Consider the following 14,942-nt stretch of genomic DNA (forward strand, 5'->3'; position numbering starts at 1 on the left):
AATTTTACTATCCGTTTGCCAAAAAAAGAAAGTTGCCTCGTTAGAGGCAACTCCCTTTCTCTACAAGAATTACTCGTGAAAATAGAGACAGTTTCTTCATTTTACCTGAATGTGTAGCGCAAACTGAGTGCAAATCCGCTAAACCAATAGTCGTTGTAGCTGTTGGTGAAATTAAACGCGGGCTTCCAGTCCAAAGAAACATTGAAGGGAGCCGTGGGAAAGACATACTCGATACCTCCAATCAAATCAGCTCCGAGCAGGAAAGCGTTGTCGTAATGCTTTTTATCTTTGTGTATTCCACCGAGATGGGCGCCCAGCCCCACATACCAATCTAAGCCGGGTGCGCCGGGTATAGGTTGTTGATATTCGTACAATCCGGTAAGCAAGAAGTAATTGGGTGATGCGGCAAGGATGAACTCACCGGCCGACGCGGGCGCGAAGAAATGTTTCAGCGTCACGCCGCTGTCATAGCCCAATCTCACACCGAGGGCGGTATTGTACCGTTGCGCGTTGAGTGTAGTCGCGAAAGCTGTCATTAGCAGCGCCGCGAAAAGTAGTTTTTTTAGTTTCATACGATTATTAATTTTTTACATTAACAGGAAATAATTGGTTAATTGAATGATTTGGCGATTTGCGGATTAAATCAACATATCACCGAATTATTACATTGTCAAAGTGACTTATATGTTTGTTTCATACGTTTAGTTAAGCTTTTATAGGTAAATAACAAATCATCGTCCATTTTGTTTGCAACGCTTTTGGAAATTATTTTTATTACATTTCACTCCTCTCACTTTCCCACTTCCAAATAGCATTTTCTGCAGAGAGGCTGGTATTCGTCGGTCTCACCTAACATCACCTGTTTGTCATTTTTCACCAACCGGTGCGAGTAGTTTGCCAGGTTACCGCAACGTAGGCAGATGGCATGTACTTTTATCACATCATCGGCAATGGCGCACAATGCCGGCATGGGGCCGAAGGGAACGCGTTTGAAATCCAGGTCGAGCCCGGCAATGATCACCCTGATGCCCTGGTCGGCCAGACTCTGGCACACATCCACTAATCCCAGGTCGAAGAACTGTGCCTCGTCGATCCCAATCACTTCCGCACCGGAGGAGAGAAGTAAGATATTACTGGAATGTTCCACAGGGGTGGAAAGAATGGCATTTTTATCGTGCGATACTACCTGCTCGTCGGAATAGCGGGTGTCGATGGCGGGCTTAAAGATTTCCACCGTTTGACGCGCAAACTGGGCGCGGCGCAATCTGCGCAGTAATTCCTCGGTTTTGCCGGAGAACATTGACCCGCAAATAACTTCGATGCGTCCGGCGCGTGCTGTTTCGTTTAGTTTGTTTTCGTAATACATCTTCTGTTCGGATGTTTGTTTCCTGATATGTTTTCTGAGGGTTTACCCGTTACGGCAATAGAAGGGGGATTATTTTCCTTTGACGATTTTCTTGATTTCGTTCAGCTTGTTGAGCGCCTCGATGGGGGTTAGGTTGTTTACATCGAGGTGGATGATCTCGTCGCGCACCTGGCTGAGGATGGGATCATCCAATTGGAAGAAACTCAACTGATAGCCTTCCCGTTTTTCCACGAAATCCTGAATAGGTTTTTTGATCATCTCTTTCCGGTTAGAGGATTCCATCTGGCCAAGAATAGCATCTGCCCGGTGGGTGATACTTTGCGGAACACCGGCCATTTTTGCCACATGGATACCGAAGCTGTGCTCGCTTCCGCCCGGCACTAATTTGCGTAGGAAGATCACTTTATTGTCGATTTCCCTTACCTCCACATTGTAGTTCTTAATGCGTTTGAACGATTTCTCCATCTCATTGAGTTCGTGATAATGCGTGGCGAAGAGTGTCTTGGCGCGCGCTTTCGGATTTTCGTGTATATATTCCACTATCGCCCAGGCGATGGAGATGCCGTCGTAGGTGCTTGTCCCGCGTCCCAGTTCATCAAAAAGCACCAAGCTGCGATCCGACAGGTTATTAAGGATATTGGCCGCTTCGTTCATCTCTACCATAAAAGTGGATTCACCAAGAGAGATGTTGTCCGACGCGCCTACCCTGGTGAATATCTTATCTACCAGCCCGATCTTCGCGGAATCGGCCGGTACAAAACATCCGATCTGTGCCATCAGCGTGATAAGCGCGGTCTGGCGGAGGAGTGCCGATTTCCCCGCCATATTGGGTCCGGTAATGATAATGATCTGTTGGGTTTCGCCATCCAAATAAAGGTCGTTTGCAATAAAGGGTTCCCCGGCAGGGAGTTGTTTCTCGATTACCGGATGGCGGCCATTTTTTATGTCGATGATTCCGGAATCGTTGATCTCCGGCCGGATATACTTGTTTTCTTGTGCTATATTGGCGAAAGAGAGAAGACAATCGGCCCGGGCAATTATGTTGGCGTTGGCCTGTATGGCAGGAATATATTCCAGCAGGCTTTCCACCAATGAGGAGTAAATCCGGTTCTCAAGCGAGATGATTTTCTCTTCGGCTCCCAGGATCTTCTCCTCATATTCTTTCAGTTCTGCGGTGATATAACGTTCCGCGTTTACTAATGTCTGTTTGCGTATCCAGTCTGCCGGGACTTTGTCTTTATGGGTGTTGCGTACTTCGATATAATAGCCGAATACATTGTTAAAAGCTACTTTTAGCGATGGTATATCGGTCCTTTCACTCTCTCGTTGCTGGATTTGCATCAGGTAATCTTTGCCTGAATAGGCGATCTGGCGCAGTTCGTCCAACTCTTTGTCCACCCCCTTCCTGACATATCCACCCTTGTGTGTCAAGGTCGGTGGGTCGGGGACAATCTCTTTTTCGATACGATCCCGGATCGCGGGGCAGGGGTCGAGTTTCTCTCCCATCTCTACAATGCTTTGGTTGTCGGATGAGAGGAAAGCTTTCCTGATTGGCTCGATGGCAGTGAGCGCCACTCTCAATTGCGCTACTTCCCTGGGATTGATCCTTCCCGTGGCGGCTTTGGAGATGATCCGCTCCAAATCGCCAATGAGCGGGAGTTGTTGTTCAAGCAACATTTTCAGTTCCGGATTCCGGAAAAAATGTTCCACTACCTCCAGGCGTGACTCGATAGGTTTGGCTTCCTTCAGCGGAAACACCGTCCATCTGCGCAGCAGTCGTGAACCCATTGGGGAAATGGTTTTGTCAAGCACATTGAGAAGGCTTTTTCCCCCTTCGTTGAGAGGACTGATCAATTCCAGGTTGCGTATGGTGAACCTGTCGAGTCTTACGAAACGCTCTTCTTCAATAGGTAACAACGAGGTTATATGTCCAATATGTGTATGTTGCGTGATATCCAGGTAATGGAGTATGGCACCTGAAGCGACAATTCCTTGTGTAAGCTGCTCGATCCCGAAGCCTTTCAGGTTTTTTGTCTGAAAATGCGAAAGTAACCTGTCGCGGGCACTGCTTTCAGTAAAAATCCAGTCGTCCAGTTCAAAAAGGAACCATTGGGAACCGAAGGCTTCCTCAAACTTCTTTTTATTGCCCCGTTCAATGAGTATCTCTTTGGGAGCAAAGTTGGAAAGAAGCTTGTCAATATCATCCGCTGTGCCTTCAGCGGTGAGGAATTCACCCGTGGAAATATCGAGAAAAGCGGTCCCGAACCGATTCCCCCTTTCCATATGCATTGCACAGAGAAAATTATTCTCTTTGTGATTCAATATGTGATCGTTGATAGAAACTCCGGGAGTGACCAATTCCGTAATTCCCCGCTTGACCAGTTTCTTGGTCATCTTCGGATCTTCCAATTGGTCGCAGATAGCCACCCGTTTGCCTGCGCGCACTAGTTTCGGCAGGTAGGTGTCCAGCGCGTGATGAGGAAAACCTGCCAGTTCCACAAACCGCGCCGTACCGTTCGCCCTGCGTGTAAGTGTGATACCCAATATTTCAGCTGCGACGATGGCGTCATCCGAAAAAGTCTCATAAAAATCACCCACGCGAAACAGCAATATAGCGTCGGGATGTTGTGTTTTTATCTCCACGTACTGCTTCATCATCGGTGTTTCCGCTATCTTTTTTCCCACAGATCTTTATTTACAATTACCAATTACCAATTATTAATTACCAAATTTTGAATTTTGAATTTTGAATCCCCTCCGAAAAGTCTTTTTTACCCAAATTTCCTCAAATCGACTGTTGATTTTCAATGAGTTGGAGACCTGTGAAATCGGTTTTGGGAGATTTCGGAGCAGACTCAATTTTGAATTTGAAATTTGAATTTGTGAATCCAAGGAGCGAAATTACAAAAAAAAGCATGATTATCGAACATTTTCGTTAAGCAAGAGCAGAACAAATTTATTTGTTTTGCCGAGCACAGAAAATGTCTATTGTAAATGAACGTTTTCGTGAAGCTAAATGATCAAAATCAAACTTGTTTCCAAGTTCAGTTGAACCTCGACATGGCGACAATTGGAAATAGAGGAGCGAAGGCGACTCAAAACGGGCAATATTACCGAAGATTAAAATCGATTTGTAATTTACCCGATAACGACAAAACCTGCTTTATGGGATACAATCAGAGTGTTTATTCCGTGAAATTATGGATGTCTATATCATACGGGATCGTATCATGAATGACCAAACGCTTTAAGGAATTACCGTAGCAGTCGTCTTAGTTCTTTAATCCCTTCCGAAGCCCCTTTTTGGATAGGATGGATATCGTGGCGGCTGGTATGCACTTCTTTTGGATCAATTAAATATACCGGTGTGTTCTTTGGTATGTCATTGAGCAATCCGGCGGCAGGATATACATTCATGGAAGTACCGATGATAACGAAAATATCGGCCTGCCGGCAAATTTTTTCCGCTTCGTGGATCATGGGAACCGCCTCGCCGAACCAGACGATATGGGGGCGTAGCTGGAACCCTTTTTCACAGGTGTCACCCAAATGCAGGTCGATATGCTCCGGGTCGATATCGTAAACAAGCGAATCATCCCCGGTGGAACGTGCTTTCATCAGTTCGCCATGCAGATGCAGTACCTTTGTGCTTCCGGCCTGCTCATGCAGATTGTCGATATTTTGAGTGATAATGTGGATATCGAACTCTTTTTCCATCTCTGCCAGTCCATAATGCCCTTCATTGGGTCTGGCTTTCATCAGTTCACGACGACGCATATTGTAGAAATTCAGGACCAATTCGGGATTCATCTCAAACCCTTCGGGAGTGGCTACTTGTTCCACCGGATATTGTTCCCATAACCCTCCGGAATCCCGGAAAGTGGCAATCCCGCTCTCCGCACTCATCCCGGCTCCTGTAAGCACAACCAGTTTCTTTTTCATATTCTTCTTTGTTATGTCAGTCCGAGGCAAATATAGTGAAAGCCGAGAGAAAAACCAAGCTTGCTTGAGATTTTCCGAGGCGCATCCTAATATTATGGAAATATAGTTTTTTATTGCCGGAAAATGAAGATAATTCATATTAAAATCTTACTTTTGTGAGTTAAAATCAAAAAGGAAGAGTTAGATGGACAAACTAAGCTACGCGTTGGGGATGAGTATGGCTTCAAATTTGATGAATTCAGGATTGAGGCAGATCGATGTGGAATCGTTTGTGAAAGCCTTTACGGAGATTATGAATAATACCACCCCCTCCATGAGCCATCAGGAGGCAAATCAGGTTATTCAAAGCTGTTTTAGCAAGATACAGGATGAGAGGTTGGAGAATAATCTGAAAGAGGGAGAAGCGTTTCTCGAAGAGAACCGTAAAAAAGAGGGTGTGGTCACGCTTTCCAGCGGATTACAGTATGAAGTGCTGAAGGAAGGAGACGGAGCTAAACCGAAAGCTACCGACAAAGTGAAATGCCACTATCACGGCACATTGTTGAATGGTCAGGTCTTTGACAGTTCCCTGCAGAGAGGTCAACCTGCTGTTTTTGGTGTAAATCAGGTGATCAAAGGATGGGTGGAAGCGCTTCAACTCATGTCTGTGGGATCGAAGTGGAGATTGTATATTCCTTCCGATCTTGCTTACGGAACGCAAGGCGCGGGAAACTCCATTGAACCTAATTCCGCGCTTATTTTCGATGTGGAGTTATTGGGAATAGAGTAATTCATCATAGTTATATTACTTCTTTTCTCCCTCACAAAATCAACATAACACATTATTAATATATAGAAGAAAATGAAGAAAACAATTTTAGGCGCATTTTGTGCCATGACTGTGCTGGCAGTGTTGATGGTCTCCTGCGGAGGAGCCTCCACGCCGAAGACCTCGCTGAAAAATTCCGTGGACAGTGTCTCTTATGCCTATGGTGTAAGCATGGCAGAGCAGGGATTAGTGCAATACCTCGAACAGCAAGGAGTATTGCAAAGTGCATCCAACATCGAATACGATTATCAGATGAGGATTGCCGCTGCCGATTCTACCCAAAAGGCAGCATTGCAAAAAGAGATGGCGGCAAAGATCGACTCAGTGAACAAGATCAATGCTCCCCGTCTAAATGAATTTATTAAAGGGTTAAAAGCGGCCATGAATCTTGAGGAGAAGTCTCCTTATGCCCAAGGGTTAAGTATTGGAGTGCAGTTTTCCCAGATGATGCTTCCTCAATTCAACTCGATGCTTTTCGGATCCGACTCCGCACAAAAAGTGAATAACGACCAGATTATGGCCGGATTGATCTCTGTGTTGAAAAATCAACAGCTGGCGATCAGTACGATGGATGCCAACGCGTTAGTGCAGAAAAAGATGGAGGAGGCCCAGGCAGCCAGCCAAGCTCGCCAGGAAGAGGAGCTTAAGGTGCAGTATGCCGATAGTATTGCCGCCGGTGATGCTTATCTTGCCGAGAATGCTAAAAGAGAAGGTGTGGTTACCCTCCCCAGCGGGTTGCAATATGAGGTGCTTCGTGAAGGTAACGGACCGATTCCCACCGATACCGACCGCGTGAAAGTGCATTATCATGGCACCTTGATCAACGGCACGGTGTTCGACAGCAGCGTAGACAGGGGTGAGCCTTCCACATTTGGTGTGACCCATGTGATCGCCGGCTGGACCGAAGCATTGAAGTTGATGCCCGTGGGATCAAAATGGAGATTGTATGTTCCTTACGATTTGGCCTACGGGGCACAGGATCGTGGCACGATCAAACCATTTTCCAACCTTATTTTCGATGTGGAATTATTGGGAATAGAAGAATAAACAATCCTTTGCACAGGAGTGAGAAAGGGTGGCCGAAAGGCCACCTTTTTTTGTTTTATTGTTTTTTGAATGCTCCATTGGATTTACTTTTTTACATTGATTTCTTCAATGTTCAATAAAAAATAAAGAAAATATCAGTTTTTACTTGCATAATGATTTTTGAAGGTGTATATTTGCACTATTATAGATTGTAAGGTTATAGTATTTGAATTTGTTAATAGTCCATGATCGTTTTTGATGTAATATTTCGGTGGAATTTTTAATGAAATATATCAAAAACAGGGATGAAAATTTCAGTCTGACGTTTTTTTTTAAAAAAAAGTGCAAAAAACCACGTAATTAAAATAAATGATTTATATTTGCGCAACGCATATATAACCACAAAATGTTAAAATTATGTAGAGTAGAGTTTAAGATAGTGAAGTTATGGAGTCTTTATGATAGGAAGGTGTTTGTACGTTAATAATTTTGGTAATTAATCCATTGTTATTGGTTCAAACCCTTGCCGGCTATTAGAGAGGTATAAGTATATTATAATAGTGTTTAATTTAAAAGTAGAGTTTATGAAAAGAAAGCTAACTATGTTTTTAGCTCTGTTCTTTATTGGGATAGGGCTTGCTGTGGCTCAGACCCAGGTACGGGGTACCGTGGCGGATGAAGCGGGCGAACCGGTGATCGGGGCTACTATCCAGATTAAAGGTACATCGCAGGGAACCGTTTCCGATACCAACGGTAATTTCACCCTGTCTGCCCCTACGGGCGGCACACTCGTAATTTCTTATGTGGGCTACCAGACACAGGAAGTACCCGTAAGAGCCAATGTGAGGGTAGTACTAAGGGATGATACTGAAATGCTCGATGAATTAGTGGTTACGGCCTTGGGGATCAGGCGCGACCGCAAAGCATTAGGTTATGCAGCTCAGGATTTGAAGTCGGATCAGTTGAATAAAGCCGGGACCACTTCATTGGCGAATGCCATACAAGGAAAGCTTACCGGGGTGGATATTCGTCAATCCTCCGGAGCACCCGGTGCTTCTGCGCAGATTGTAATCCGCGGCGCCCGTTCTTTCGATGGCAACAACCAGCCCTTGTATGTGGTTGATGGCATGCCTATCAACACGTCTGCTGATTTTAATACGCTAAATTCTGTAACAGGTGCTAATTATGCTGACCGCAGTATCGATATCAATCCGGAAGACATCGAATCCATCAACGTTTTGAAAGGACAGGCTGCATCTGCACTTTACGGTATCCGTGCATCCAACGGTGTGATTGTGATCACAACCAAACGGGGGGCAGGAAATATGCGCAAACCGCAGGTTACGGTCTCCACTAATTTGAGCGCCCAGAGAGTTTCCCGCAAATTTGAACGTCAGGATGTTTACGCGCAGGGAAATGGTTTTTCAGCTTACAACCCCTCCTCATCCATGTCCTGGGGCCCCAAGATCAGCGATTTGCCAAACGATCCTACCTATGGAGGAAATACGGACAATGATTATACCGTCAAAGACGGCAAACGCCCGGGGCAATACTATAATCCCAAACGGGCTCTGGCCGGATTGGACGGTTGGACAACCCCCCAGACCTATGACAATGTGGGTGATTTTCTGGGAACCGGATTCACCGAAAACACCAACCTGAATATTTCGCAAAGCATCAACGGAATTAATTACTCTTTTGGCTTGAACAATTCCTATCAGGAAGGCATTGTTCCCTCAACCGGGATGAACCGTTGGGGAGCCCGTGGCTTAGTGGACTGGAAAATAGACGACCGATGGAACACCGGATTCTCAATGAATTATTCTTCAAATAAGATTACCGGAGCCCCGGGTGCTAATGATGGCATCATGAATGTTATCTACTCCGCTCCAGCCGAGTATGACTTGAAGGGAATACCTACCCATGTTCCCGGAGATATTACCCAGCAAGTGTTATTCCGTTCGACTTCATTTGTAAATCCCTATTGGTGGGCTGAACATAATGAATATTCGCAGCATACCAATCGCGCATTTGGAAACGCTTACGTAGAATTCTTGCCCAAATTGAATTCGGAAAACTTCACATTCAAATTCCGCGAACAAGTCGGTTTGGATATCTGGACCTCCGATTATTCGGATGTCAGGGAAATGGGCACTACCCCTGCGCTAAAAGGTGGAGACATAGAAAATTACGGAAGGCAACACAATGTATTCAACAACCTGCTTACAGCCAATCTCGACGGTAAATTCGGCGCTGACCAAGAGTGGGGATTGAACATTGTCCTGGGTAACGAAATCAATCACGAAAATATGCGTGTGTGGGACTATTACGGGAGTAACTTTAACTTTTCCGGATTCAAAAACATCGGGAATGCCACTTCCTATACTTCAAGCGAATATACACGACAGGAACGTACGGTTGGATTCTTTGGAAGCGCCTCCCTGTCGTGGTCGGAACAACTGTATCTGACCGTTACGGGGCGCAATGACTATGTGTCTACCATGCCACGGGGAAGCCGCAGCTTCTTCTATCCTTCCGTTTCGTTGGGATGGGAATTCACCCAACTGCCCGGTTTGCAGAATAATGGTGTCCTAAACTACGGTAAGTTGCGCGCATCGTTTGCGCAAGTAGGGCAAGCTGGAAATTTCTATAATAACTTTTATTATACTCCCACTTACGGCTCAGGTTTTTACACGTATACTCCCATTTCTTATCCTTTACCAAGCGGTATCTCCACTTTTATTCCCTATTACAGGGTTTACGACGAGGGCTTGAAACCCCAGAATACAACCAACTACGAGCTGGGTACGGATTTGCATTTTTTCAACAGCCGTTTGAAATTAGAATATACCTACAGCTATCAGGATGTGAAGGATCAAATCTTTTACGTTCCTGTTGATGGAGCTACCGGTTATCAAGAAATGTTGACGAACGCCGGCAGAATGAAGACCCGCGCACACGAGCTTTCCATTAATGGAGCCATCCTGCAAGCGAGGGATTATGATTTGAACTTGGGAGTAAACTTCACCAAGATGAAGAACGAAGTGATTGAACTGGCGCCCGGAGTCGAATCCATCATGTTGGGAGGTTTTGTGGAGCCTCAGGTTCGCGCGCAGGCCGGAACTACCTATCCGAACATTTATGGCAATGCCTTTAAACGGGACGAAGCCGGGAACTTTCTTTTGTTGAACGGTCTGCCCCAGGCAACCGGTGACAGCCAGAATCTGGGAGAGGGATCGCCTGATTTTACCACAGGATTTACTTTCGGAGGCCGTTTCAAGCGTGTGTCGTTGGCAACTACATGGAGCTGGCAGCAGGGAGGAAAGATGTATCACGGTACAAATATGGTGATGAACTTTTTTGGCGTCACCAAAGAATCCCTGCCATACCATGAAGGAAAAATGGTTGCGGAAGGAATTGATGAGGCAACCGGCAAGGCCAATACGGTAGAGGTGAGCAAACAGGATTATTATCAGGCATATTACGACGTTACCGAATCGGGGATTTATGATACCAGTTTCTTTAAGCTGCGTGATCTGACGCTTACCTACCAGCTTCCTAAACTGGGATCATTTGATATCTCCGTGCACGGTTTTGCCCGCAACGTACTTCTTTGGGCCAAATTACCCAATTTTGACCCCGAATCCTCCCAAGGAAACAACAACATGAGCGGTTATTTCGAACGCTTCTCGGTTCCCAACACTTCCAGCTACGGCGGTGGGCTTACTTTTACATTCTAAACAATTAAATAAAAATATTTTAATTATGAGGAAACATATATTAATCATACTGTCGATTGTTTTTCTTGGACTTACAGCTTGTACTGAGGACGTGCTCGACAAAATAAATAAAGACAATCAACACCCGTCCCCGGATGCGGTTCCTGCTCGCCTTCAATTGAGTGAGGCAATCATGTCGACGGGGTTCAGTACCGTTTCGGGTGACTATGCCTTTTATCTTTCATCACTGAATGAGCAGTCGTTGGGAATGGGCAACAACCAGTTAATGAGGGCCGAACTACGCAACTCGAATGAATGGGCGGCTTCTACCACGTTTAACAACGTATGGAATTCCACTTACGGTAATTTAAAGAATATCCGTGAAATCATCCGGAAAATTGAGAACGATGTTCCAGGAAATATTGACCAATACGATCTTTTGGGTATGGCGCAAGTGTTGGAAGCACTTAATTTCGGCATACTGACGGATTTGCATGGAGACATTCCCTACAGTGAGGCGTTGCAAGGCCAAGCCAATCTTCAACCGAAATTGGATGCACAAAAAGATGTATATGCAGGGATTCTCTCCACGCTCGATGCAGCAATCGCCAATTTCGAAAAAGGGAAAACGTTAAAGTCAGCCGGGAATCAAGATATTGCTTTTGCCGGGGACATTAATCAGTGGAAAGCCACGGCTTATGCCTTGAAAGCCCGTTACCAGCTGCACAAGTTGGCGGTAGAACCGAATGTCTTAGAACAGGTGGAAGAAAACGCGCAGAAAGCGGTGGACTTAGGTTTTAAAGGGTTTACCATTAAAGAGTTTAACGGCAAAACGGCCGATAATCCGTGGAGCGCTTTTGTTTTTAGCCGTTATTATACGGCTCCCTCTAAAACCGTAGCCAACCTGATGGAGGCAACTCGTGATCCGAGACTTGCCTATTATGTAAATTCAAAGGAAGAATCCTATGAACCCGGAAATGAAAATATTGCCAAAACTGTTGATGATGGACGCGTATTGGCATTCCAGCCTACATGGTATCTCTTGGGGTCACAACCGCTTCATTTGTTTAGTAAATCGGAACTTTACTTTATTCTGGCCGAAGCGCAATTGCGTTTGAGTAAGGATGCAACTGCTGCATTCCAGACAGCAGTGGAAACTTCTGTAAGTGAAATCTTAGCTTTGTTTGAGGATGATACGGATGCAAAGGATTTTGCGGTTTCTTTGGGTGCTCCGACTCTCAAAAAACTTTTTGAGCAAAAATACGTTGCCCAATCGCATGACGAACAGGTGGAAACCTACAATGACCTCCGTCGCTTGAAAGCAATGGGTGAAACGTACGTGGTATTGACAAATCCGTGGAATACCCAAACCGGCATTAACCGCTATCCGGAACGCTTACCTTACGGTAACAGTGCGGTAATAGGCAATCCGAATGTGAAAGCTGCATACGGGGACGGTTTTTATATCTATACTCAAAAAACGTGGGTAAACGATAAATAAATAATATATTAAGGTCGCTTTAAGAAGAGTCTAAGTCATCTCCAATTAAAAATTAGTTTATTTGCCCAAGTTCGATGTTTTAACATCAACTTGGGCAAATTCTTTATATTTCTGCGTCCAATCCTAGTTTGATTCAGCCTAGTCATATAAGAATAGACTCAAAATTGGTTCACTGCCACTCTTTTTTTCTCATAATTGTCCAAGTGTAAAGTTAATAAAATTATTGGAAGGCTAAAGTCTGACTTCAACCCTTCAATAACTAACTTGCACAGTTCGTGAGATACTCCCTACTTTATCCGTTATCCAGTTCCAAATTTTATCTATTTAGCGAAGGTGGCTAAGTAAATCGATTTTCTAAATATTAAGTAGAAAAGTCTATCTCATTCATTTTGAGATGGTCTCGTTTTTAAATTCATCTGTGCGCCGTCGTCTTTGTCCTTGCTACGCCAAGAATACGAATAGGAGATAACCCCGGAAATGCCTAATTTCTTGCGAATTTGGGCCTCGTGCATCAAGCAAAACTGTTCCAATCCGTAACCGCTCCAATTACGGTGTTTCGCATTGTCTATCAGATTTGTCCAACTGTTCGAGATAGTAAGCCCCGCCCATAATCATATAAAGTTCGGTTATGTGATGTGGGTTGAAACTGATTTTCATATGTTTTAGAAATGTTTCGATTCCCTTCAGCGTAAAAGGATTCAACAATATCTGGCGTGTAACACGGTTGTGTAGCCCACCTTTATTCTTTATTACAATGTTGATAATCCATGAGGTTGCCGATGCACAAACGATTAGAAGACAGCGATAATTTCAGATTTTTCGGTCTCGAGATATTTCCGTGACATCTCAATTTCACGTTTCCGTCCAATAATTTCTTTCAGAATATATCTCTTTTATTGGCGGTAAAGGTGTGAAATAATATGGATAACGCCAAGTGTAAAATATTTTACCGGCGGAATGTCGGTGTATTTGGAGTAATTTCCGCCGATAAAAATAACTTTTACGTGTCGAATTTCGGAGGGATTTTTTTACTCCTGCTGCCGGTCGAGCCGCATGGCCGAGGGGGTGAGGAAAGCCGCAACCCCAATTATAAGGATGATGATCCCCGATAGGATAAAAGAAGTGGTGAGTCCCAGTCCGTCGGCAAGGAATCCGATCCCGATCAATCCCAACATGGCCGGGATAAGGCTGAAAGTGAAGAACATGGAGAAAACTCTCCCCAGCGCCGCCGGCTCTATCTTTGTCTGTAGAAGGCCGGTAAATGCCGCGTTGTACACGGCGCCTGAAACACCCCCGATCGCGGTCAGCACGGCAAACCCCACGTACCCGTCGGACGATAGGATGCCGGACAACAGAAAGGTGAGTCCGCACAAAAGGTACATCCAGTTTACCAATGCAACGCGGTTGACCTTGTAGACCTTCGCTCCCATGATAGCGCCCCCCGCCAACGCGCCCACACTCCATATCGCTTCTATGATGCCCGCCTGGAATTCTGTCCCTTTGAAATACTCCAGCGTCATCAGGGGGAACAGTACGCTAATAGGAACCAGGAAGAATGCCACCAGTACGGAATATAGGAAAACAAGGCTTAATCCCCTGTTCCTGAGTATGATCATGGCCCCCTCTTTCATTTCCTTTAAAATATTCCTCTCTTTTCCTTCTTCTTTTTCCGGATTGGGTATATGCACAAAGAAAAGCGATGCGACTGCCAGCAAAGCGCCTGCTACGTCGAATAGAAGGACATATTCTATATCCCATATGGTTATCAGCATGGCGCCAAGGGCAGGGCCGGCAATCTGACTGACCGAGGCGATGATCTGGTTTACCCCCGCGACGCGGGTCAACTGGTCCGTGGGAGCAAGCAAAGGCACTGAAGCCTGCATCGCCGGCATATGGAAGGCCGAACCTATTGAACGCAGCCCCAGCAGAGCGAATATATGCCATATCCGTGCAATATCAAGCCAGAAGAGGGTTGCCAGCGCCAGTGTGCACAACGCGATGAAGGAGTCGGCAAGCATCATGATCCGTTTACGGTCCCAGCGATCGATCAATGCCCCGGTAAATGGGCCGATCAGTGATTGAGGGAGTAGCCCCGCGATAGCTGCCCATGCCAGCATCTCGGCGGAGCCGGTTTGCAGGCTGAGCCATATAATGACGGCGAAATTGACCAGGCTGCTGGTCAGTATGGAGAAAAACTGGCCACTCCAGATGATCGCAAAGGCTCTCTTCCAATGATTATCCATTCTGTTTGATTATAAAGACTGCCATTATAGTGAACGATAGTGTTATAACGGCACAAAAGTAATAACAGTTTATGGATTGACAGAATTTAGGGAAATAAAACCGGTCGATTGAGATTTTTTATCTATTTACACCATCATTCCATATTGCATGGATTGTTGTCTTTTTTCCGTGAATGACGCCTTCCAAATGCATACAAATATACCCATACCGGATTATGATGTCACGGAAGTTATGAAATTTGGACAATGCGAAAAAAAAATACTATATTTGTATTCTTTTTCATTTGAGATTATAATAATGCGGCGCGTGTTCATTCTTTCGCTGTTTTTGGTTTGC

At 45.2% G+C, this 14,942-nt stretch carries 9 protein-coding genes; 4 read left to right on the forward strand and 5 right to left on the reverse strand.

The window, feature by feature from the left end; translation table 11 throughout:
- Positions 1-101 precede the first annotated feature (101 nt).
- The 4 genes from D7D25_RS15465 to D7D25_RS15480 all read right to left on the reverse strand — a co-directional run bounded on the left by D7D25_RS15465 (position 102) and on the right by D7D25_RS15480 (position 5,308).
- Positions 102-572, reverse strand: a complete 471-nt coding sequence (locus D7D25_RS15465; protein ID WP_255417345.1) for a hypothetical protein — start codon at positions 570-572, stop codon at positions 102-104.
- A 218-nt stretch (positions 573-790) separates the two neighbouring features.
- Positions 791-1,366 carry a thymidine kinase gene (locus D7D25_RS15470; RefSeq protein WP_122969832.1) on the reverse strand — a complete coding sequence of 192 codons (576 nt, stop codon included), beginning with the start codon at positions 1,364-1,366 and terminating at the stop codon, positions 791-793.
- A gap of 69 nt (positions 1,367-1,435) precedes the next feature.
- The gene (gene mutS / locus D7D25_RS15475) at positions 1,436-4,051 is read right to left on the reverse strand and encodes a DNA mismatch repair protein MutS (RefSeq protein WP_122969833.1); all 2,616 of its coding nucleotides are present in this window, start codon (positions 4,049-4,051) and stop codon (positions 1,436-1,438) included.
- A gap of 570 nt (positions 4,052-4,621) precedes the next feature.
- Complete coding sequence (locus D7D25_RS15480; protein WP_122969851.1) at positions 4,622-5,308, reverse strand: NAD-dependent deacylase; 687 nt, start codon at positions 5,306-5,308, stop codon at positions 4,622-4,624.
- A 184-nt stretch (positions 5,309-5,492) separates the two neighbouring features.
- Between D7D25_RS15480 and D7D25_RS15485 the strand changes: the two genes are divergently transcribed.
- The 4 genes from D7D25_RS15485 (at position 5,493) to D7D25_RS15500 (ending at position 12,362) form a co-directional block, all read left to right on the forward strand.
- Positions 5,493-6,077 carry an FKBP-type peptidyl-prolyl cis-trans isomerase gene (locus D7D25_RS15485; protein WP_122969834.1) on the forward strand — a complete coding sequence of 195 codons (585 nt, stop codon included), beginning with the start codon at positions 5,493-5,495 and terminating at the stop codon, positions 6,075-6,077.
- A gap of 72 nt (positions 6,078-6,149) precedes the next feature.
- Entirely contained in the window at positions 6,150-7,163 is a 1,014-nt protein-coding gene (locus D7D25_RS15490) for an FKBP-type peptidyl-prolyl cis-trans isomerase (protein ID WP_305000396.1), read from the forward strand.
- A 563-nt stretch (positions 7,164-7,726) separates the two neighbouring features.
- Positions 7,727-10,882, forward strand: coding sequence for a SusC/RagA family TonB-linked outer membrane protein (locus D7D25_RS15495; RefSeq protein WP_122969835.1), 3,156 nt, complete (start codon positions 7,727-7,729; stop codon positions 10,880-10,882).
- Between the two features lie 25 nt (positions 10,883-10,907).
- Positions 10,908-12,362 carry a SusD/RagB family nutrient-binding outer membrane lipoprotein gene (locus D7D25_RS15500; protein WP_122969836.1) on the forward strand — a complete coding sequence of 485 codons (1,455 nt, stop codon included), beginning with the start codon at positions 10,908-10,910 and terminating at the stop codon, positions 12,360-12,362.
- A 1,028-nt stretch (positions 12,363-13,390) separates the two neighbouring features.
- On the opposite strand, the gene D7D25_RS15505 is transcribed toward D7D25_RS15500, so the two are convergent.
- Positions 13,391-14,605 carry an MFS transporter gene (locus D7D25_RS15505; protein WP_122969837.1) on the reverse strand — a complete coding sequence of 405 codons (1,215 nt, stop codon included), beginning with the start codon at positions 14,603-14,605 and terminating at the stop codon, positions 13,391-13,393.
- Positions 14,606-14,942: the final 337 nt, after the last annotated feature.

It is taken from the genome of Proteiniphilum sp. X52 (genome assembly GCF_003712195.1).
Classification (GTDB): domain Bacteria; phylum Bacteroidota; class Bacteroidia; order Bacteroidales; family Dysgonomonadaceae; genus Proteiniphilum.

Excerpts from the sequence above, each read along its gene's own strand:
- D7D25_RS15465 (WP_255417345.1), bottom strand. The coding sequence starts at position 572 with ATGAAACTAAAAAAACTACTTTTCGCGGCGCTGCTAATGACAGCTTTC.
- D7D25_RS15470 (WP_122969832.1), bottom strand. The coding sequence starts at position 1,366 with ATGTATTACGAAAACAAACTAAACGAAACAGCACGCGCCGGACGCATC.
- D7D25_RS15480 (WP_122969851.1), bottom strand. The coding sequence starts at position 5,308 with ATGAAAAAGAAACTGGTTGTGCTTACAGGAGCCGGGATGAGTGCGGAG.
- D7D25_RS15485 (WP_122969834.1), top strand. The coding sequence starts at position 5,493 with ATGGACAAACTAAGCTACGCGTTGGGGATGAGTATGGCTTCAAATTTG.
- D7D25_RS15490 (WP_305000396.1), top strand. The coding sequence starts at position 6,150 with ATGAAGAAAACAATTTTAGGCGCATTTTGTGCCATGACTGTGCTGGCA.
- D7D25_RS15495 (WP_122969835.1), top strand. The coding sequence starts at position 7,727 with ATGAAAAGAAAGCTAACTATGTTTTTAGCTCTGTTCTTTATTGGGATA.
- D7D25_RS15500 (WP_122969836.1), top strand. The coding sequence starts at position 10,908 with ATGAGGAAACATATATTAATCATACTGTCGATTGTTTTTCTTGGACTT.
- D7D25_RS15505 (WP_122969837.1), bottom strand. The coding sequence starts at position 14,605 with ATGGATAATCATTGGAAGAGAGCCTTTGCGATCATCTGGAGTGGCCAG.